Source organism: Streptomyces sp. MJM8645 (assembly GCF_001625365.1).
In the GTDB taxonomy this organism is placed as follows: domain Bacteria; phylum Actinomycetota; class Actinomycetes; order Streptomycetales; family Streptomycetaceae; genus Kitasatospora.
Genome location: NZ_LJJF01000001.1, coordinates 6,523,251 through 6,541,450, shown reverse-complemented (window position 1 = coordinate 6,541,450; position 18,200 = coordinate 6,523,251). Strand labels below are relative to the sequence as shown.

The window sequence follows — 18,200 nt, the reverse complement described above, 5'->3', positions numbered from 1 at the left end:
CTCTGAGCTAGCGGTTGGAGGCGATGACGATGACGATGACCAGGATCACGACGAAGGCGAGCACCCAGATCCACCCGGTCTTGGGCTTCTGCTGCTCCTCGACCGTGCTGATGCGGGCGACGGCGGGGGGCTTCGGGATCGCGTTCGGCGAGGGCTGCGGAAGCACCACCGTCGGCTGCTTCGGGGGCAGTTGGGGCAGCGACGTACGTGTCGGACGCGGCACGGCCCTGAGGTAGGGCCCGTTGTTCAGCGCCTGGTTCAACTGGGCGGCCGCGGGCCGTCGCTCCCGGTCGGTCGCGAGCAGCATGTCCAGCAGGACCTCGGAGACGGCGGGCTGGTTCAGCCAGTGGGACGCGGCGACGCCGTGGAAGGTGCTCGCGTCGCGCCGGCCGGTCAGGCACTTGGCGACGAGCAGGGCGAGCCGGTAGCGGTCGGTGTACTGGTCCGCGTCGGAGCCCGGCGGCGTGAGCGGGTCGGCCCAGTTCGGCTGGTGGATGTCGGGCATCTTCTTCGGCTGGCAGCCGTCGACGTCGATCAGGTAGACGGAACGCCCCTCCGGGCTCCAGAAGGCGTTGGAGAACGACCAGTCCGAGTAGACCAGGCCCAGGCCCTCCAGGATCGCGGCGAGCTCCGTCAGCCGGCGGCAGGCAGCCAGTCGGCCCTCGAAGCCGGGGCACGGCAGGCCGACGCGCCGGATCGACTCGTCGGACTTCGCCAGCCAGTCGATCTCCAGGAACCGGCGCTCGCTGAACTTGCCGCGCCGCAGCTCGGAACGGTACTGCTCGGGCGCCATCGGGATCACGCACCCGACGGCCGGGTTCCCCGGCTCGCGGATCCGGGCCGCGGGCCAGCACGTCCCGGCGTACAGGCTCGCCCGCTCCGCCTCCGGCAGCGTGTCCGGAGCGGAGATCAGCAGGTCGATCCGGTGGCCGTCCTCCTGGTGCGGGCCGGGCCGGTAGAGCTTGGCCAGCCAGCCCGGGTGGTCCGTCAGCGGCCGTACGGCGACGGCCTGGCCGTTGTGTTCGGAGATCGGCTCGGCGAGCGGTCCGAGATCGCCGAGGCCCACGGTCCTCGGCAACGCCCAGCCCCGCGGGTCCACCGCCGGGGCGCCGCCGCCGGCGACGGGATCGGAGTCGGTCATGTCCCGCTGCCGTTCCACACCACGACGGCGGTGCGGTCGTCGAGGCACTGCGGTGCGTCGAAGCCGACGTCGGCGGTGAACCGGGTGGCCGGGACCGGCGAGCGCCAGGCGTTCGCGAAGTACTCGTTGACGTTGCCCGCCCGGTCCGCCCACGCGTCGCCGATCCCGTCCGTGACCAGGGCGAGGGCGGCACCGGCCGCCAGGTTGACGTAACCGTCCACGGCCAGGTGCGGCGTGTCCGGCAGTCGGCCGGCGACCTCGTTCGAGACCACCGCGGCCGCGCGGTCCTTGGCTTCGCCGGCGGAGAACTGCCACAGCGGGACACGCGGGTCGAGTGTCCAGGCCGAACTGTCACCGAGCCAGCCGACCCATGCCCGCGCCACGCCGTTCGCGTCCGGCTCGGCGATCACCGCGGTGATCAGCACGGTCGCCAGGTGCGAGGTGCCGACGCCGCGTCCGGCCGCGTGCGCGGCGATCGATTCAGCGACCCGCCCGTACAGCGCCTTGACGTCGAGCCGGTCGAAGCCGACCGCCTCGATCTGCTCGCGCAGCAGGGTGACGGCCTGGCTGGAGGCCGCGGTGGCCCCGATGTCGGACCAGGCAGCGCTGGACAGGCCGTCGGCCACGGCCACGATCGCGTACCGGCTGTCCGGGCTCCGCCCGATCCGGTAGGAGTCCTGTCGCGGCTCGGCGGGCTGGCCGCAGCGGTGGCCGGGCCCGACGACGGAGGCGGCGCGGATGGTGAGGGCACCGACCCTGGCTTCGTCGGCGGCGATGCCGTTCTGCACCGTGCGCTCCGGCAGCAGCCAGGGGTAGCCCTGTGCCCGCGCGCCTTCGCCGAAGCGGGGCACGCTCAGGTCGGTCGGCCGCTCGCGCAGGAACGGCCGGGGCCTGCCGGGCTGGGCCGTCGACACCGCCGGTGCCGCGACGAAGCGGCAGACCGGCGCCGTCGCGTCGGGCCGGGGCCCCCGTTCGGGCCGGTCCCGCTGCCGGGCGGGCGGCGCGGCGGCCTCGGACCCCAGTGCGGCCGCCGCGCCGACGACACCCACCGCCGCGAGGGCGAACGCGTCCACCAGCCAGCCGTAGTGCCGGTGCGGCGTGCCGACCTCGGCGAAGGCCCCGATGACGACGGCTGCGAGCAGCCCCGCCCGCACCCAGCCGTCCGTCAGGCCGTCCCGCCGGCCGTCGCCCCCGCTCACGGCCGCTCCTCACGATCGCGGGACCTCGGCCCCGAGGCGAAGTGCTGGTCACCGTGCTGCACCGCGAACACCTCACCGGAACCGGTGGCGGAGTTGACCTGGACCACGACGTCCGGCCGTTGCGCGGTCCGCAGCGTCGCCAGAGCTATGACGTCCTGGGCGAGAACCGGGTCCCGGTCGAGCAACTGGAGCAGGGCCTCGGTCCAGAAGTCCACGGCCGCGGCGTCGACCGCTCCCCTCGTGGCGGTCGACCCCCGCTCCAGCGCGACGGACAGTTCCCTGCGGCGGCTGCCGTGGGCCCGGGCGATGACGCCGCTCATCAGTCGCCTCGCCTCGTTCCACAGATCGGTGCCCATCGCGGACACCAGAGCGGTGGCTCCGCTCGCGGCCAGCTCGGCGAGTTCCTGGTTCATCGGCGCTTCAGCCCCCTTCGTTGTAGTGGATGTGCTGGCCACCTCGGCCGACGGCGAAGACCGTGCCCTTCCCCGTGGCTTGGACGAGTTGCTCCACGGCCCGCGGCTCGGCTTCCGCAGGCCGCTCGCGGGAGCCGGATTCCGGGCCGGGACCGCCGTGCGGCCCGACCGGACTGCCCGGGTACCAGAGCCAGGCCCGTGCGGCGTACTCCTTGACCCGGACCTCGGCCGCGGTGAAGGCGCCGGCTTCGAGCCCCTCGTAGCCGTGCCCGACCGTCTCCTCGTAGTAGTGCTGCGACAGCACCGCGGCCACCGGGGTGCCGTCCGGACCGTCCAGGAGCGCATGCCGCAGCGGGGGCGAGTCGAGCAGCCGGGCGAGCGCCTCGAACGGGGTGCCCGAGACCGTGCCGTCCGGATCGAGCCGAACCTCCCCCGCGTGCGCGGCGGCCCGTACCCGCAGCCGGGTGTCCGGGCCGGCGTGCCGGTTGTGCTCGCGGATCCGCGCGCCCAGCTCCGGCAGCAGCGGGACCAGCAGTCCGGCCTTGGGCAACCCGGCCGGGGCGACGAGCCGGCAGCCGTCGCCGGTGTCCACGTACGCGAAGTCCCGCCGGTCCAGCTCCGCGACGCCGAGGGCGCCGAACAGCGCGGACCGCAGCACGCCGCGGATCTCCTGCAGCCGCTGCTGCCCGCGGCCCGCGGAACCCGCGATGTCGCACGCCAGCAGAGCTCGGTACTCGTACCTCGGATTCACATTCCCTCCGCGATCACGACGAGGGCCGGCGGTTCGAGGATCGAACTGCCGTCGGCACCGAATTCCCGGTGCCGACACGATGGTTAACCAGAACGTAGAGGAGGGGTCCTCGGGTAAACCGGCTACTAATACGGCTTGTCCGGCTTCGGCCGGACGAGGAGGAGGAGTGACCGATGAGCAACACACGGATGCGCGGGGCCGGGGCCTACTGGCCGACGACCGGACTGCTCGGCCGGGTCGGCGAGGCCGATCGCCGAGTCCTGCTGGAGCTCGGCCACGGCGTGGCCTACCCGGCCGGTCAGATCACCATCCGCGAGGCCGACACCTCGGACTTCTCGCTGCTCCTGATCGGCGGCACGGTGAAGGTCACCGCGCACGCACAGGACGGTCGGGACGCACTGCTGGCCGTGCGGATGGCCGGGGACCTCGTCGGGGAGTTCGCCGGGATCGACGGTCAACCGCGCATCGGCACCGTGACCGCCTGCGGCCGGGTGCTGGCCCGCTACATCCTGCCCACCGAACTGCTGGCGTGCACGAAGCAGCACCCCGCCATCGGGCTCGCACTCAACGCGAGCGTGGTGGCCAAGCTGCGCACGGCGACCAGCCGGATCGTCGACTTCACCGGTTGCGACGTGCTCGGGCGGCTGGCCAGGATCCTGCACCACCTCGCCGTCACCTACGGGCGCCCCGGCCGCAACGAAGCCCATCTCCCGCTGTCGCAGCCGGAGATGGCCACGCTGGTCGGCGCCGCGGAGTCGTCGATCCACAAGGCCCTGCGGGCCCTGCGGGAGTCGGGCGCGGTCGTCACGGGCTACCGCAGGATCACGATCCTCGACCTGGACCACCTCGCCCGGATCGCCGCCGCGGCCGAACCGGCCGGTTCACGGGCGATCTCACCAAACAGGTAAAAGCGCCGGGTTCCGACGACGGGTCGGCGCCAGCATGACCGAGTGCCGGAACCCGAGCGTTGGAGAGGACCGGAGAAACAGATGCCAGAGAACAACGGTGCTCCGGACGGTTCCACGCGAATCCGGGCGGGCGACGTGTCCGGAACGATGATCGTCGGCAACCGGAACACCGTGACCAACCTCAACATCACCACCGGACACGGTTCGGCCATCACCGTGAACGCGGGGCCTCCGCCCAACCCGGTCAAACGTCAGCCGATCTCCCACCTGCCGCGTTCCGCCGCCGATCCGCTGATCGGCCGGGACCGGGAGCTCCAGGAACTGCAACAGGCCATCGGGGCACGCCAGTTGGTGCAGATCTGGGGCGCCTCCGGGGTCGGCAAGAGTGCGCTGCTGCGCCACCTCGCCCGCACCCTGCCGCGCGGGCCCGAAGGCGCGGCCTACATCGAAGCCGGCGGCCGGACGGCCGACGACCTCGCGCAGGCGATCTTCGACATCAGCTTCGACGCACCGAACTACAAGCCGTCGCTGGAGGTGCTGAAGGAGCACCTGAAGACCCTGCGGCTGCGGATCTACCTGGACGACGCGGGACTCGACGAGAAGGACCTGCACCGGCTCTTCGACCTGGCCGAGCACTCCACGTTCGTCTTCACCTCGCAACGCCGGTCGTCGGTCACCGGCGTCCACCCGATCCGGCTCGACGGACTGGCGGCCCCGGCAGGGGTGGTCCTGGTCCAGACGGTCCTGGCCCGCGCGCTGCGGCCCGACGAAGCGCGGACCGTGACGGCGCTGTGCGACGCCCTGCACGGCAATCCGCTCCGACTGCGGCGCATCGCCCTGTCGGCCGCGACCGGCAAGGGCCTGCCGGGCATCGCCGATCTCCCCGCGCTCCTTCCCGCGCTGCTCAACAGGCTCCGGCCGGAGGAGCGGGACCTGCTGTACCTGCTCGGCTCGCTCTCCGGCGCCGAGTTGGCCGCCCGGCAGCTCGACGCCCTGCTCAGCCGGACGGACAGCGACGCGCTCGCCAGCGGGCTGGTGCGGCACGGCCTGCTGGTCGCCTCGGAAACCGGCTACGGGTGTCCGCCGGACGTCGCCGAGTGCGTGCTCAAGAGCCGGATGACGCAGTACCCCGCCGCGCCGCTCTGCCGGGCGCTCACCGCGTGGGTCCAGTCGCGGGAGACCACCCCGGACGAGGTCGCGGCCCACTTCCAGGCCCTGGACGTCGCGGTGCTGGGAGCGGAGCGGAGCGGACAGGCGCAGCTCGGCGTGGAGTTGGCCCGTGCCGCCTCGCCGAAACTGGCGCTCTCCCGGCAGTTCGACGCCTGGGGCAGCCTCCTCGGAGCCGGCTGGGCCGCCGCGAAGAGCGCGGGAGACCGCGCGGGCGAGGAGTTCTTCCTGGGGGAGGCGCGCACCCGCCGCAAGGCGATCGGCCGGGCGGCACTGACGACGACCCTGGTGCTGGAGGCGGGGGCGCTCTGGCAGGAACTCGCCGCCCTGCAAGCGCACTCGGTGGCCCACCAGGCCGCCACGACGACGATCACCGCCGTGCCGCCGATCGACCCGGCCACCACGGCACACGCCATCGGCCAGTCCCCGCTGATCACACACCCGGCGGTCAGCCCGCCGACGGTCACCCACCCCGTCGTCCAGCCGGTCGTCCAGCCGCCGACCGTCACCCACCCCGTCGTCCAACCACCGGCCGTCACCCACCCCGTCGTCCAACCACCGCCCGTCACCCACCCGGTCGTCCAGCCGCCGGCCGTCACCCACCCCGTCCCCGCCTCCGGCGCTCCGGCGCCCGTGCACCCGCCGGGTACACCGCACGTGATCGACCTGTCCCAGTCCGCCCAACAGCCCCCGCCCGGGGGCCATGTGGCCGGCGCACACTCCCACTCGCAGGCGGCGCCGCACCGAATCGACCTCTCGGGGGCGCACCACCCGCACACCGCGAGCGCCACCACCACGTCCAGCACGGGCCACGCGGTCACCACCGCCGGCGCAGCGGCCGCCAAGGGCGGAGCAGCCCTCGCCGTCGCCTGCGTGGTCGGCGCCTCAGCCGTACTCGGCGTGGGCGCCATGGTCTACACCCAGAACCAGTCGAACCTGGCCAAGCCGGCCCAGCCCACCTACCCACCGATCCCGACCCGGCCGGTCTACACCCCCAAGCCGCCGATCCCTGCCCCCGTCGTCACACCGGACCCCGTCGATCCCGTGTGCGCAACGGTGGCACCGGAATTGGGAAAAGAGATCCAGCAGCACAACACCGACCTGACCGCCGTTCACAGCGCCCTCGACTCGTACAACAACGCCGTAGCCGCGTACAACTCACGACGGACCTCCACCGTTCCCGACGACAGCACGGTGAAATCCCGTATCGACATCATCCTCAAAGACCTGCGCACCAGCGAGTCCACGTTGCGGGGAGCCCTATCGCAAGCGCGGGACGGATCCGTGGTATCCGACCTCAAGGGCCTTCTGACCGCTAGCCAGCAGGAGGAGAACCAGTTCCGCTCGTTTCGGAACCATCCGTCCGGTGCCACGATCGACACGAATAGCCAGGCGTCGGCATATAACTCGGCCTGGCGCAGCCTGGTAACCCACTGCGGAGGCTGACCTCCACAGGACCAACCGAGAAAGGCCGACCATGCCTACGGAATCCACCCCCGGCACCATCCACGCCGGAGACGTCTCCGGCACCTTCATCGTGGGCGACAACAACCACGTGACGAACACGAAGCATCACCCCGAACAACCGCAGCCCCAACCGCGCCAGCAGAACTCGGCCGAGGACCAGGCAGCCGTCTTCGCCGTGGAACACGGCACCATGCACGTCACCTACAACCACAACGCCGAAGCCACGCCCGGGACGGAGGCCTGAGAAACGCGTCAACCCTGATCGGCCAGCAACTCCAAGTCCTGGGCGTTCAGCGTCGCCGTCTTCAGCAGTTCCCTGATCAGGTTGACGCTGAGCGTCGAGCCGACCGGCTCGCCGACCTCGTCGCGCGTCAGTCCGCGCACGCCCCGTCGGCGCAGCCGTTCGCGCACGTCCTCGACCGTGTTGGCGACCGACTTGTGGGTCCAGAACTTGGTCACGTGGGGCGAGGCGTTGACCAGCCGGGCGGTCTCCTCCCAGGCCGACGGGAGCGGGAAGGCGTCCTGGCCCTCCAGGTAGCGCCGGGCGAGCGCGGTGAGCACCAGCCGCTCCTGGAGGGAGAGCAGGTAGACCGTCTCGGGGGCCGCGGTATCGGCGCCGCTCGTGGAACGGGGGTGCAGGTCGTCCCCGTCCACGACGCGGACCTCCACCAGGTGGGACCGCCGCTTGGACGAGTTGATCACCAACGGGGTGTACCCGGGCCCGATGATCCGCTTGTGGCTGGTGAGCATCAGCACGCCGTCGGGCAGTTCGATCGGCAGATTGCCGGTGTTGACCAGCCACCAGTCGCCGTCCGCGCCAGCGCAGGTGAAGACGCCGTGCCGACGGCTGACGGTCGGGTCGTCGACACCGACCGGTACGTGCACGTCCTCGCGGTCGCGCCCGAACAGCAAGGTGTACCGGCGCGGCGGCACGGCGTACCCACCCTCCGGGCCGAGCACGAAGATCGTCCCGGGTGGCGCCGAGGGCACTCTGCCGGAAGGACTGCCCGGCGGCAGCATCTGGGGTGGGAAGTTTTCGTACGCCATCTCACATACCTCCGCCTCGGGTCGCGCCAGTGTATGAGCGCACCGGGAGGACCAGTCCTCCTGCGAGCATGCGGCGTGCCGAGCTTGCGGAACCACCAACTCCGCTTGTCCGGAGTGGACTTGCCCGATAGCCTGCCCGCCGTGAGCGAGATCAGCCGGCGAGCTGCTGCGATCGACAGCGTGGTCGCCGAACCACTCGGTCCGGGCGATCCGCAGGAGATCGGCAGCTTCAGCATCATCGGCCTGCTCGGCACCGGCGGCATGGGCGAGGTCTACCTCGGGGTCTCGGACAGGGGCTACGCCGCTGTCAAGCTCGTCCGGCCGCGGCTGGTCCCCGGCGAGCGCTTCGAACGAGAGGTCGGCATCCTCTACCGTGTGCCGCTCGGAGTCGGACCGCGGGTGCTGGCGAGCGACGCCACTCAGGAACGCCCGTGGTTCGCCACCGAGTACGTCCCCGGGCTCACGGTGGACGAGGCGGTCCGGCTGCACGGCCCGCTGCCCGCCGGGGCGCTGTGGCTACTGCTGGCCGAGACGGCCGCTCAACTGCGGGCCGTACACGCGTCCCGGATCGCGCACCGCGACATCAAGCCCGCCAACGTCATGCTGGTGCGCGACGGCGTGAAGCTGATCGACTTCGGCATCGCGCGCGCCGCGGACCAGGCGAGGCTCACCAGGAGCGGTGGCAGCTACGGAACGCAGGGCTTCTCGGCACCGGAACAGCAGGCCGGGGAGGAGGACGTGGCAGCGCCCGCGGACGTCTACTCGCTCGCGGCGCTCCTGCTCTACGCCGCCTCGGGTCGCACACCCGGCGCCGTCCCCGACGTGGAGCCGCTGCGCGCCGTGGACGCCGACCTCGCCGCCCTCCTCGGGCCCTGTCTCGCCACCGACCCCGGCGCACGCCCCACCGCCGACGAGATCGTCCTGGCGACGCGCACGCACCGGCCCGCCCCTCCCCCGTCCTGGCCGCCCGAGGTCATGTCACGCATCGGCGCTCGACGTGCGTTCGCCGAAACGCCCGTCGGCAAGCTGGAGACCGTCCCGCCACCGGATACGAGCACGGACCCGAAGCCCGACGTCGGGCCCGCACCCCTCGCATCACCTCGCCGCCCGCGCAAGCACCTGTTCCTGTTGCCGATCGCCGCGGCGACCGCCCTCGGCGCGGTCGCGGTGTTCGTCCTCAGCCCGTCCACCTCCCCGCAGCACCACGACGCGCAGGAGTCCGGCGGCGTGCAGGTCGCCGTCGAGCCCTTGGCCGGGACGACGCAAGGACCCTCCGCGAGCCCGAGCGCCTCGATCTCCGCCACCGCCACCGCCACCGCCGAACCCTCTCCCCCGCCTTCAACCGCCCCGGCCGCCACCACGCGGGCGCCCTCCCCGAGCCCGCGGCCCTCGACCTTCGCTGCCGCCAAACCCGCTACCCAGCCCCCGACCACCCCGCCTGGCGAAACGGCCACCCCACCGAACACGGCCACCGCCGCACCCTCAACGGCCGCCCCCAGCCCCACCTCGTCATCGATCCGCGGCATCAACGGCAGCGACGACCCGGCACAGGTCAAGGGCTCCGAGGCGGACACCGACTGGCTCGGCCCCACCGCCGCCTGTTCCGCCTGGCTGGACGACAACGGCTCCGGCTCGCTCGCGGGCGTGCTCAACACCTCCCTGACCCAGACCTGCGTCGCCGAGCTCGCCCGCAGTGACGGCATCACCTACACCTTCCGCGCCTCCGTGGGCGCCGCGAAGACGAGCTTCGTCCCGGACATCGGCTACACGATGTGGATCTGCGTGTGGAACGCGAACAACCGATCCGGCGAGCAGTGCTCCGCTCGCTTCGGCATGAACGGCACCACCCCGGTCCGCCGGTGAAACGAGGCTTCCGCGAGGAGCACTCCCGGGCCACCACGCCCAACCGCCCGCAGGCCCACAGCTCCCCCGCGAGCACCACCTGACCCGAACGGGCCAGGTGGGCAGGGCCGGATGACTCGGATGCCCCAGCCGGCGGGCGGAGCAACCGGGCTGGCCCTACGGTGCGGTGCGAGGGGGTCACCTGAACGGAAGGCTGTTACAGGCATGGCTGGAAAGTTCGAGCTGTACAAGGACGAGAGCGGGATGCACCGCTTCCGACTCAAGGCGAGCAACGGGACGGTCATCGTCACCGGGGACCCGCACGAGAGCAAGGACGAGTGCCTCAGGAGCATCGAGTCGCTCCGCAAGCTCGCGCCGTACGCGGAGCTCAAGGAGGCGGCCGGGTCGCACTGAGGCGGCGCGGTGCGGGCGCGGGTCGGCGGTGCAAATCGCCGACCCGCGTTCGCTTGTACGACAGATCCCTTTGGCCGGGTGCACGCCGGGCGCGGACAGAACTCTGGCATGCGCGTCGTCATCGTCACCGAATCCTTCCCGCCCGAGGTCAACGGAGTCGCCCACAGCGTGCTGCGGACGGCCGAGCATCTGGTCCGCCGGGGCCACCAGCCACTCGTCGTCACCCCCGCACCCGCGCGGGGCGCCACGTGCCCGCCGCACACCTTCGGCGGCTCCGAAGCGGTGGAGCTGCCGGTGGTGCGCATTCCGTCGGTGCCGCTGCCCGGGTACCCGCAGGTGCGGATCGCGCTGCCGAGCCGGCAGTTGGCGGCCGCCGTCGCCGGGCACCGGCCGGACATCGTGCACCTGGCCAGCCCGTTCGTGCTCGGCGCGCGCGGGATGCAGGCCGCGGCCCGCCTCGGCGTCCCCGCCGTGGCCGTCTACCAGACCGACCTCGCCGGGTACGCGCACGCCTACCGGGCCGGGCGGGGCCTCGGGGAGGCGGCCGCCTGGCGGCGGATCCGGGCCGTGCACCGGGCCGCGGCCCGGACGCTGGCGCCGTCCACGCCCGCCGCCCAGGACCTCACCGCGCACGGGGTGCCCCGGGTGCAGCTGTGGCCGCGCGGGGTGGACTCGGTGCGGTTCCACCCCCGGCACCGGGACGAGGCGCTGCACCGGGCGCTCGCCCCGGGCGGCGAGGTGCTGGTCGGGTACGTCGGGCGGCTGGCGCCCGAGAAGCGGGTCGACCTGCTGGCCGCCGCGTCGGCCCTGCCCGGGGTGCGGGTGGTGGTGATCGGGGACGGGCCGTCCGGGCCCGGGCTGCGGGCCTCGATGCCCGGCGCGGTGTTCCTCGGCCGCCGGACCGGCGAGGAACTGGCCCGCTGTTTCGCGACCCTGGACGTGTTCGTGCACACCGGCCCGCTGGAGACCTTCTGCCAGACCATCCAGGAGGCGATGGCGAGCGGCGTGCCGGTGATCGGCCCGGCCGCCGGCGGCCCGCTGGACCTGGTCGCGCACCACCGGACGGGCCTGCTGGTGCCGCCCCGGGACGGCGCCGCGGTGGCCCGGGCGGTGGCGGAACTGGCCGCCGACCCCGGGCGGCGGGCCGCGTACGGGCGCGCCGGACGGGCCGAGGTGACCGCGCGGACCTGGGAGGCGGTCGGCGACCTGCTGCTGCGGCACTACGCGGAGGTCCTCGCCGAGCACCGGGGCACACCGGTGGCTCCCCCTGCCGCTCCCCCGGCGGTCGTCGAGCCGGTCGCCGTCGTGGAGGAGCTGCCGGCATGACGGACACCGCCGACCGCGAGCCACTGACCATCGTGCGGCTCGCGAACTTCGTCACCCCGGTCTCCGGGGGCCTGCGCACCGCGCTGCGCCACCTCGGCGCCGGCTACCTGGCCGCCGGGCACCGGCCGGTGCTGATCGTGCCCGGGGAGCGGCGCAGCGAGGAGGAGTGCGAGCAGGGCCTGGTGGTCACCCTGCCCGGGCCGGTGCTGCCGGCCAGCGGCGGCTACCGGGTGCTCACCGACCGGCGGGCGGTGGCCGCCGAACTGACCCGGCTGAAACCCGACCGGCTGGAGGTGTCCGACCGCACCACGCTGCGCTGGACCGGCAGTTGGGCCCGGCGGCACGGCGTCCGCTCGGTGATGGTGTCGCACGAGAGCGCCGTCGGGCTGCTGCGCGCCTGGGGGCTGCCCCGCCCGCTCGCCGACGCGGCCGCCGACCGGCTCAACGCGGCGACGGCCCGTACGTACGACGCGGTGCTCTGCACCACCGACTGGGCGGCGGCGGAGTTCCGGCGGATCGGCGTGCCCAACCTGGTCCGGGCCCCGCTCGGCGTGGACCTGGACGCGATGCGCCCGCTGCCGCCGGCCGCGCGGGCCCGGGAGCGGGCACGGTACTGCGGGCCGGACGACGTGCTGCTGGTGCTCTGCTCCCGGCTCTCGGCCGAGAAGCGGCCCGAACGGGCCGTCGAGGCGCTGGCCGCGCTGCGGGCCCGGGGGCTGCCGGCCGTCCTGGTGGTGGCCGGGGCCGGACCGTTGCGGGACCGGCTGGCGGCCCGGGCGGAGCGGCTGCGACTGCCGGTGCGCCTCCTCGGGCACCTGGGCCGGCGGGAGGAACTGGCCAGGCTGCTGGGCTGCGCGGACGTGGTGCTCGCGCCCGGGCCGGTGGAGACCTTCGGGCTCGCCGCGCTGGAGGCGCTGGCCTGCGGGACTCCGGTGGCGGTCAGCCGCTCCTCCGCGCTGCCCGGGCTGATCGGCCTGGCCGGGATGGCCGCCGCCGACACCGGGGCCGGATTCGCCTCGGCGGTACGGGAGTTGCTGGCACGCCCGGAGCAGGCGCGGCGGGCCGGCGCCCGGGCCCAGGCCGAGCGGTACGGCTGGCCGGCCGCGGTGGCCGCGTTCCTCGCGGCCCACAGCGTTCGGAACCCCGGCATGCGGAACCCCGGCGTGCGCAACCCCGGTGCGGTGGAGGAGGGTTGGGATGAGCGTGCTCGGCACCGGGCGTGACCGGTCCGCGGACGGCCGCCCGGCCACCAGCGGGCCGGTGCGGTTCGTCGCGCTCGGGGACTCGCTGACCGAAGGGGTCGGGGACCCGGTCGGCGAGGGGTGGCGCGGCTGGGCCGCCGTCCTGGCCCGGTCGCTGGCACCCGAGGGCGGCGTCGAGTTCACCAACCTGGCGTGCAGCGGCGCCCTGACCGCTGATCTGACGAATCGTCAACTCCCCGCCGCACTGGCACTGCGGCCGCGGTTCGCGGCCGTGGTGGTCGGCGGCAACGACACCCTACGGGCGGGCTTCGACATCCGGCGCACCACCCTGGAGCTGGACGCCACCCTGGGCGAACTCTCCAGCCACGGCGCCGTCCTGCTGACCGCCTGCCTGCCCGATCCGGGCACCCTGCTCCGCCTGCCCGCGCCGCTGGCCCGACCGCTGGCGCGGCGGATGCAGGCCGTCAACACCGTCGTGCACGCCCTCGCCGCCCGGCACCGGGCGGTGCACCTGCACATCGCCGAGCTGCCCTGGTGCGCGCAGCGCCGGCTGCTCAGCGTCGACCGGCTGCACCCCAGCGCCGAGGGCCACCACCTGATCGCCCGCCGGTTCCACGAACTGCTCGCCGCCACCGGCCACCCCCTCGGCCCGCCGCCCGTCGACACCCCCGCCGAGGCCCCGCCCGGCCGGGCCGCCGACCTGTGGTGGATGGCCACCCAGGGCACCCGCTGGGTCGCCGCCCGCAGCACCGACCTGCTGCCCGGGCTGCTCGCCCTGGCGGCGGCCGAAGGCCTCGCCCGGCTGCGCGGGTCCAGCGGGCGGCACGACGAGCAGATGGCCCGCGCGGCGGCCCAGGCCCTCGCGTCACTGGGGTGAGGCGGCGGGGGCTCGGCTAGGACGGCTCGTGGGGGGAACCATGAAAGGGGTCCGCCGAGTCGTCGGGGGGACACGGCCTTCGAACCGGGCCTGACGGAGGGAGCAGCGGTGGACGCGTCATCCGGGAGCGGGCGGGAGTTGCTGGCGGCGGCGGGGGTGCTGTTCCCGGACGAGCGGAGGCGGGTGCTGGTGGTGCGGTTGCCGTACGACCGGAAGCATCCTGTGGCGATCCCGGGCGGCGGGTGGGAGCCGCAGGACCGCTCGCCGCGGGAGACCGCGCTGCGCGAGGTGGTGGAGGAACTCGGGTTCACGCCCCGGCTGGGGCCGCTGGCCTGCGTCGACTGGACGCTCGACCACTTCCGGCCGCCGATCGCCGCGTACCTGTACTGGGCGCAGCCGCTCACCGCCGAACAGGCCGCGGCGATCCGGCCGGACGCGGCGGAGGTCGGCGGCTGGGCCTGGCTGACCCCGGAACAGGCGGGCCACGCGCTGCCGCCCCTGCTGTCCCGCCGGGTCACGGCCTGCCTGCGGGCGCCGCGGTCGGCCGGTCCGCTGGAGCTGGAGGACAGCAGGCCCGTGGGGCACACCCTCGACCACCTGCCGGCGGACGAATCGCCGCCCGCGTACACCGGGCTGGCCGACGCGCCCGCCCTGGGCTCCGCCCCCGGCGGGCCCGGGTACGAGCCGCCGATGGACCGGGCCACCTACATCGCCACCCGCCCGCGGATCCGGGCCAAGGCCCGGGCCCTGTTCACCGACGACGCCGGGCGGGTCCTGCTGGTCCGGCTGCGGCCGTGGGACGGGCCGCGCGGCCGGGTGCCGTACTGGACGCTGCCGGGCGGCGGGATCGAGGCGGACCGGGAACTGCCCCGGGCGGCCGTCCGACGCGAGATCCGCGAGGAACTCGGCTGGGAGGTCGAACCGGGGCGGCTGCTGGCGCTGGACTGGCAGCCCGGGGCGGCCGCCGATCCGGAGGCCGACCCGGCGACCGGGCGGGACACCGCCGTGCTGGTGTCCGTGTTCGACGGGGGCACGGTGACGGAACGGATGCTCGGTTCGATCGCACTGCCGGAGGAGGAGCTGGTGGAGTGGCGGCTCTGCGGCCCCGCCGAGGCACGGGCGCTGCTGACCGGCCCGTCCTGGGCCCGGACGGCCGCCGCGCTGGCCGCGCGGGAGCGGGCGGGCGGGCCGGCCGAGCTGGTGCGCGGACGCGCCGCCGGGTAGCGGCGGGCGGGCGGGTCGAGCGGGTTCAGGAGGGTTCAGGAGGGCGCGGCAGGGGGACCGGCCGGTCGGGCGGGGCTGTTGGGCGGGGCTGTTGGGCAGGGCGGACAAGGCCGGGTCGGGTGGGTCACACTGGGGCCATGCAGAACGGGATCACGCAGCACGGGATCACGGAGGCGCTGGCCGGCCGCCGAGTGGCGTCGGTCAGCGGCGGCGACCGGCTGGACCTCACCCTCGACGGACCGGTGACCGTCCGGGTGGCGCACGAGTTCCGCCTCGCCGCGCCCTCCTTCACCGCCCCGGCGGAGGTCGAGCACTACTTTCCGGCGCTGACCGTCCGTCCGACCGGCACCCTGCTCGCGCTCGTCGGCCGGACCGTCGACACCGCCGAGATCACCCTCGCCGGCGGCCTGGAGCTGGCCTTCGCGGAGGGCGGCGCGCTGTCCGTCCCGCCGCACGCGCAGCTCGCGCCGTGGAGCGTGGAGACCGCCGAGGGGGCGGTGTGCGCGGGGCTACCGGGCGGCGAGGTCCGGTGGACGGCGCCCGGCGCGGCCTGAGCCGGCGCCGGGCCGACGCGTCGTCCGGTCGGACTCTCCGGCCTGTCCGAGCTTTTCGAGCTGTCCGCCTGTCCGACCTGTCAGACCTCCAGGTCGGCCTCGATCCTGGTGAGCTGGTGGCGGGCCATCGCCAGGTTGGCCCGCGCCTTGTCCAGCGCCAGGTAGAGGAAGAGGCCCTTGCCGGTGCGGCCGGCGAGCGGCCGGATCAGGTGGTACTGGCTGCTGAGGGTGATCAGGATGTCCTCGATCCCGTCCTGTAGGCCGAGCATGTCCATGGTGCGCATCTTGGCGCGGACCACGTCGGTGTTCCCCGCCGCGGCCACGTTGAGGTCCAGCCCGCCGGGGCCGTCGAGGGTGGCGAGCGCCATGCCGCTGTTGTAGTCCACGAGTGCCGCGCCGATGGCGCCCTCGATGCTGGTCATGGCCTGCTTGAGCGCGCCGGCTGCGTCGGTCATCTGGGTAACTCCCTTTCGATGGTGGGGTGCTGGGGTGATAGGTGAGGTCGGGCCGGGGGCCTGGCCGGTCAGGCCGGTCAGGTCGGGTCGCGGGGGTCCTTCGGCAGGAGGCTGTCGCTGAGCAGCCCGGCGATCCGCTGGGCCGAGCGGCGGGCCTCCAGGTGCAGCCGGCCGACGTTGACGTCCGGGTGCGCCAGCAGGGCCAGCACGCAGCTGCCCCCGGCCGCGTAGGTGGCGACGTAGCCGTGCTCGCCGCGCACCAGCGACTCGCGGAACTCGCCCTGGCCGGTGGTGTCGGCGAGCCGTTGGGCCAGCGACAGCGAGGCCGCCGTCATCGCGGCCAGGCCGGAGGGTTCCGCCCCGTGGGTGTCGTGCGCGACCAACAGGCCGTCCACGCTGGCCACCAGGCCACCCGCGAGGTGCGGGACGCGCTGCTTGACGGCGCGGAGCTCGGCGAGCAGTTCGGTCTCCAAGGCGATCAGTTGTCTCCTTCCGACACGCTGCTTGAGCACCCGCCTCATGGCCGGGACGGCGGGGTCGCGGGTGGAGAGTGGTTCAAAGTCGGGCCTCCAGAAGGGTTCGGACCCGGGTCAGCAGCGCGATGTCCGGGTCGGGGACGGCCAGCGGCGGGTGGGCCGCTGCCGTGGTGGGCGGGCGATCGGAGCGGGCGGGGGCCACGGGACCGGACGGCGTGGCGCCGGTGAGGGTGGCGCCGGGGACCCGGCGGTGCAGGCCTCCTCCCGGCGGGCGGGCGGGGGCCGGCGCCTCGGGAGCCGGCGCCTCGGCTTCCGCGACGGGCGCCGCGGGCCTCGGCGCCCCAGGTGCCACGGGCGTCACCGGTGCCACAGGTGTCGCGGCGCTCGGTGCCACCGCCGGCGCGGCCGCCGGTGCGGCGTACCGCGGGGCGTCGAGCAGCCCGGCGGCGGCCAGGCGGCGGACGTCCGCCGTGACGCCGAAGCCGGACCGGCCGAGCAGGCGCGCCAGGTCCGCCGGGGTTCTTCGGCCGTCGGCGTGGTCCAGCAGTTCGCGCCGGCGGCGGCCGGGCGGGCGGTGCGACGGCCGTGGGACCGGCACCACCGGGCGGACCGGCGCGGTGTCGAGCTGCGGCCAGGGCCAGATGCGTTCCAGCAGCCGGCCCCGGCGCTCGACCTCGCGGCGCAGCCGGCCGGGGTCGACCGTGGCCACCGGGCCCAGCCAGTGCCGGGCGTCGGACTCGAACCGCCAGACGCCGCCGGTCCGGTCGGCGAGGACGAAGAACGCGGCGTCGAAGAGCGTGCCCAGGTGGCCGAGTTCGAGCTCGCCCCGGGTGAGCAGCCGCCGTTCGACCAGTGCCTCACCGACCCGGGCGCGCGGGCCGTCGAGCCGGAGCAGCTCCGCCCACTGCCCGGGGGTGATCCGGCCGCAGCCGGTAAGCAGTTCGGCCAGGCCGGGCGCGCGCGGGGAGTCGGCGTGCGCCACCTGGCCGTCGACGAGGTGCAGGCTGCCGAGCGGGCCGCACAGGGCGCCGGTGGCGCGGCGGGTCGCGAGCAGGCCAAGGGCCTCGCCGGGGGTCTGCGGCATGGCGGGCGGGCGGACGGCGGCGGGCGCGGCGTTCATCGGGGCCACCGCCCGGTGGAGCGCGGGCGGCGGGGGCGGCCCGTCCGGCGTGCTGGCCGAAACCCGATGGCCGCGATGGGCGTCCCGCTCACCCCAGCACCAGTTCCTCGGCGAGCGCCTGGAGGCGGTAGCGGGCGGCGGCGAGGTTGCCCTGGGCGCGGTCGAGCCAGAGGTGGAGGACGAGGCGGCTGTCGAAGACGGTGTCGATGAAGCAGATGAGGTGGTAGCTGCGTCCGGCGGTGACGATGACGTCCTGTAACGGCGACCGCCGATCCTCCGCCCCGGTGAAGGTCTGGCTCTCAACGGCCGCCCGTACCAAGTCGGTTGTCTCGGCGGCCGCGGTCTCGTGGTCACCGGTCGGGCACTCGCCGAGGCTGCCGAGTGCTAGTCCGCTGCTCCAGTCGACCAGGCTCGCGGAGCGTGCCCCGGAGATCGACATCGCTCCGGCGAGGCATTCGTCGATACCCGGCACACCGGCTCCTTCGAGGGGGTCTGGGCAGCCGGGCGCAGCACGGCACGGCCGGGCCGCCACCAGCAGTGGCGGGCTCGACACGGAAGGCTACTGCCGGATTCCATATGACGAACATTCCAATGGCATATTCACATCAGTAGCGTCC

At 74.2% G+C, this 18,200-nt stretch carries 19 protein-coding genes; 10 read left to right on the top strand and 9 right to left on the bottom strand.

Annotated features, from left to right (window positions below):
* Window positions 1-7: 7 nt before the first annotated feature.
* From A6F73_RS27865 to A6F73_RS27850, 4 genes are read right to left on the bottom strand one after another with little or no spacing between them, the layout of a single operon-like run.
* Complete coding sequence (locus A6F73_RS27865; protein WP_063350283.1) at window positions 8-1,141, bottom strand: hypothetical protein; 1,134 nt, start codon at window positions 1,139-1,141, stop codon at window positions 8-10.
* Entirely contained in the window at window positions 1,138-2,340 is a 1,203-nt protein-coding gene (locus A6F73_RS27860; protein WP_063350282.1) for a protein phosphatase 2C domain-containing protein, read from the bottom strand. Before A6F73_RS27860 ends, A6F73_RS27865 begins: the two co-directional genes overlap by 4 nt.
* Window positions 2,337-2,753 (bottom strand): hypothetical protein, encoded by a 417-nt coding sequence (locus A6F73_RS27855; protein WP_063350281.1) that lies wholly within the window; start codon window positions 2,751-2,753, stop codon window positions 2,337-2,339. Before A6F73_RS27855 ends, A6F73_RS27860 begins: the two co-directional genes overlap by 4 nt.
* 7 nt (window positions 2,754-2,760) lie before the next feature.
* A complete protein-coding gene (locus A6F73_RS27850; RefSeq protein WP_063350280.1) occupies window positions 2,761-3,504 on the bottom strand; it encodes a hypothetical protein in 744 nt (247 codons plus the stop codon).
* Between the two features lie 173 nt (window positions 3,505-3,677).
* On the opposite strand from A6F73_RS27850, the gene A6F73_RS27845 reads away from it, so the two are divergent.
* The 3 genes from A6F73_RS27845 to A6F73_RS27835 all read left to right on the top strand — a co-directional run bounded on the left by A6F73_RS27845 (window position 3,678) and on the right by A6F73_RS27835 (window position 7,290).
* Complete coding sequence (locus tag A6F73_RS27845; protein WP_063350279.1) at window positions 3,678-4,412, top strand: Crp/Fnr family transcriptional regulator; 735 nt, start codon at window positions 3,678-3,680, stop codon at window positions 4,410-4,412.
* 81 nt (window positions 4,413-4,493) lie between these two features.
* On the top strand, window positions 4,494-7,025 hold the full coding sequence (locus A6F73_RS27840; RefSeq protein WP_159398554.1) for an ATP-binding protein: 2,532 nt from the start codon (window positions 4,494-4,496) through the stop codon (window positions 7,023-7,025).
* 31 nt (window positions 7,026-7,056) lie between these two features.
* Window positions 7,057-7,290: a hypothetical protein gene (locus A6F73_RS27835; protein WP_063350277.1), complete on the top strand. Its 234-nt coding sequence runs from the start codon at window positions 7,057-7,059 to the stop codon at window positions 7,288-7,290.
* An 8-nt stretch (window positions 7,291-7,298) separates the two neighbouring features.
* Here A6F73_RS27835 and A6F73_RS27830 read toward each other — a convergent pair whose 3' ends face one another.
* Window positions 7,299-8,093 carry an FHA domain-containing protein gene (locus A6F73_RS27830; protein WP_244293521.1) on the bottom strand — a complete coding sequence of 265 codons (795 nt, stop codon included), beginning with the start codon at window positions 8,091-8,093 and terminating at the stop codon, window positions 7,299-7,301.
* Window positions 8,094-8,234: 141 nt separating this feature from the next.
* On the opposite strand from A6F73_RS27830, the gene A6F73_RS27825 reads away from it, so the two are divergent.
* From A6F73_RS27825 to A6F73_RS27795, 7 genes are all read left to right on the top strand, one after another.
* Window positions 8,235-9,956 carry a serine/threonine-protein kinase gene (locus A6F73_RS27825; protein WP_244293520.1) on the top strand — a complete coding sequence of 574 codons (1,722 nt, stop codon included), beginning with the start codon at window positions 8,235-8,237 and terminating at the stop codon, window positions 9,954-9,956.
* Between the two features lie 204 nt (window positions 9,957-10,160).
* Entirely contained in the window at window positions 10,161-10,349 is a 189-nt protein-coding gene (locus A6F73_RS27820) for a DUF1508 domain-containing protein (RefSeq protein ID WP_063350276.1), read from the top strand.
* Between the two features lie 108 nt (window positions 10,350-10,457).
* The gene (locus A6F73_RS27815; RefSeq protein WP_079136072.1) at window positions 10,458-11,675 is read left to right on the top strand and encodes a glycosyltransferase family 1 protein; all 1,218 of its coding nucleotides are present in this window, start codon (window positions 10,458-10,460) and stop codon (window positions 11,673-11,675) included.
* The gene (locus A6F73_RS27810; RefSeq protein ID WP_063350275.1) at window positions 11,672-12,898 is read left to right on the top strand and encodes a glycosyltransferase; all 1,227 of its coding nucleotides are present in this window, start codon (window positions 11,672-11,674) and stop codon (window positions 12,896-12,898) included. Before A6F73_RS27815 ends, A6F73_RS27810 begins: the two co-directional genes overlap by 4 nt.
* Window positions 12,873-13,754 carry an SGNH/GDSL hydrolase family protein gene (locus tag A6F73_RS27805; RefSeq protein WP_063350274.1) on the top strand — a complete coding sequence of 294 codons (882 nt, stop codon included), beginning with the start codon at window positions 12,873-12,875 and terminating at the stop codon, window positions 13,752-13,754. Before A6F73_RS27810 ends, A6F73_RS27805 begins: the two co-directional genes overlap by 26 nt.
* A 108-nt stretch (window positions 13,755-13,862) precedes the next feature.
* Complete coding sequence (locus A6F73_RS39605) at window positions 13,863-14,978, top strand: NUDIX domain-containing protein (RefSeq protein WP_079136071.1); 1,116 nt, start codon at window positions 13,863-13,865, stop codon at window positions 14,976-14,978.
* Between the two features lie 137 nt (window positions 14,979-15,115).
* Complete coding sequence (locus A6F73_RS27795; RefSeq protein WP_063350273.1) at window positions 15,116-15,532, top strand: DUF6188 family protein; 417 nt, start codon at window positions 15,116-15,118, stop codon at window positions 15,530-15,532.
* A gap of 80 nt (window positions 15,533-15,612) precedes the next feature.
* Here A6F73_RS27795 and A6F73_RS27790 read toward each other — a convergent pair whose 3' ends face one another.
* The 4 genes from A6F73_RS27790 to A6F73_RS27775 all read right to left on the bottom strand — a co-directional run bounded on the left by A6F73_RS27790 (window position 15,613) and on the right by A6F73_RS27775 (window position 18,055).
* Window positions 15,613-15,987: a hypothetical protein gene (locus A6F73_RS27790; RefSeq protein WP_063350272.1), complete on the bottom strand. Its 375-nt coding sequence runs from the start codon at window positions 15,985-15,987 to the stop codon at window positions 15,613-15,615.
* Window positions 15,988-16,064: 77 nt separating this feature from the next.
* Window positions 16,065-16,460, bottom strand: a complete 396-nt coding sequence (locus A6F73_RS27785) for a roadblock/LC7 domain-containing protein (RefSeq protein ID WP_347878555.1) — start codon at window positions 16,458-16,460, stop codon at window positions 16,065-16,067.
* Between the two features lie 82 nt (window positions 16,461-16,542).
* Window positions 16,543-17,583 carry a hypothetical protein gene (locus tag A6F73_RS27780; protein WP_079136070.1) on the bottom strand — a complete coding sequence of 347 codons (1,041 nt, stop codon included), beginning with the start codon at window positions 17,581-17,583 and terminating at the stop codon, window positions 16,543-16,545.
* Between the two features lie 88 nt (window positions 17,584-17,671).
* Window positions 17,672-18,055: a hypothetical protein gene (locus A6F73_RS27775; protein WP_063350270.1), complete on the bottom strand. Its 384-nt coding sequence runs from the start codon at window positions 18,053-18,055 to the stop codon at window positions 17,672-17,674.
* Window positions 18,056-18,200 lie beyond the last annotated feature (145 nt).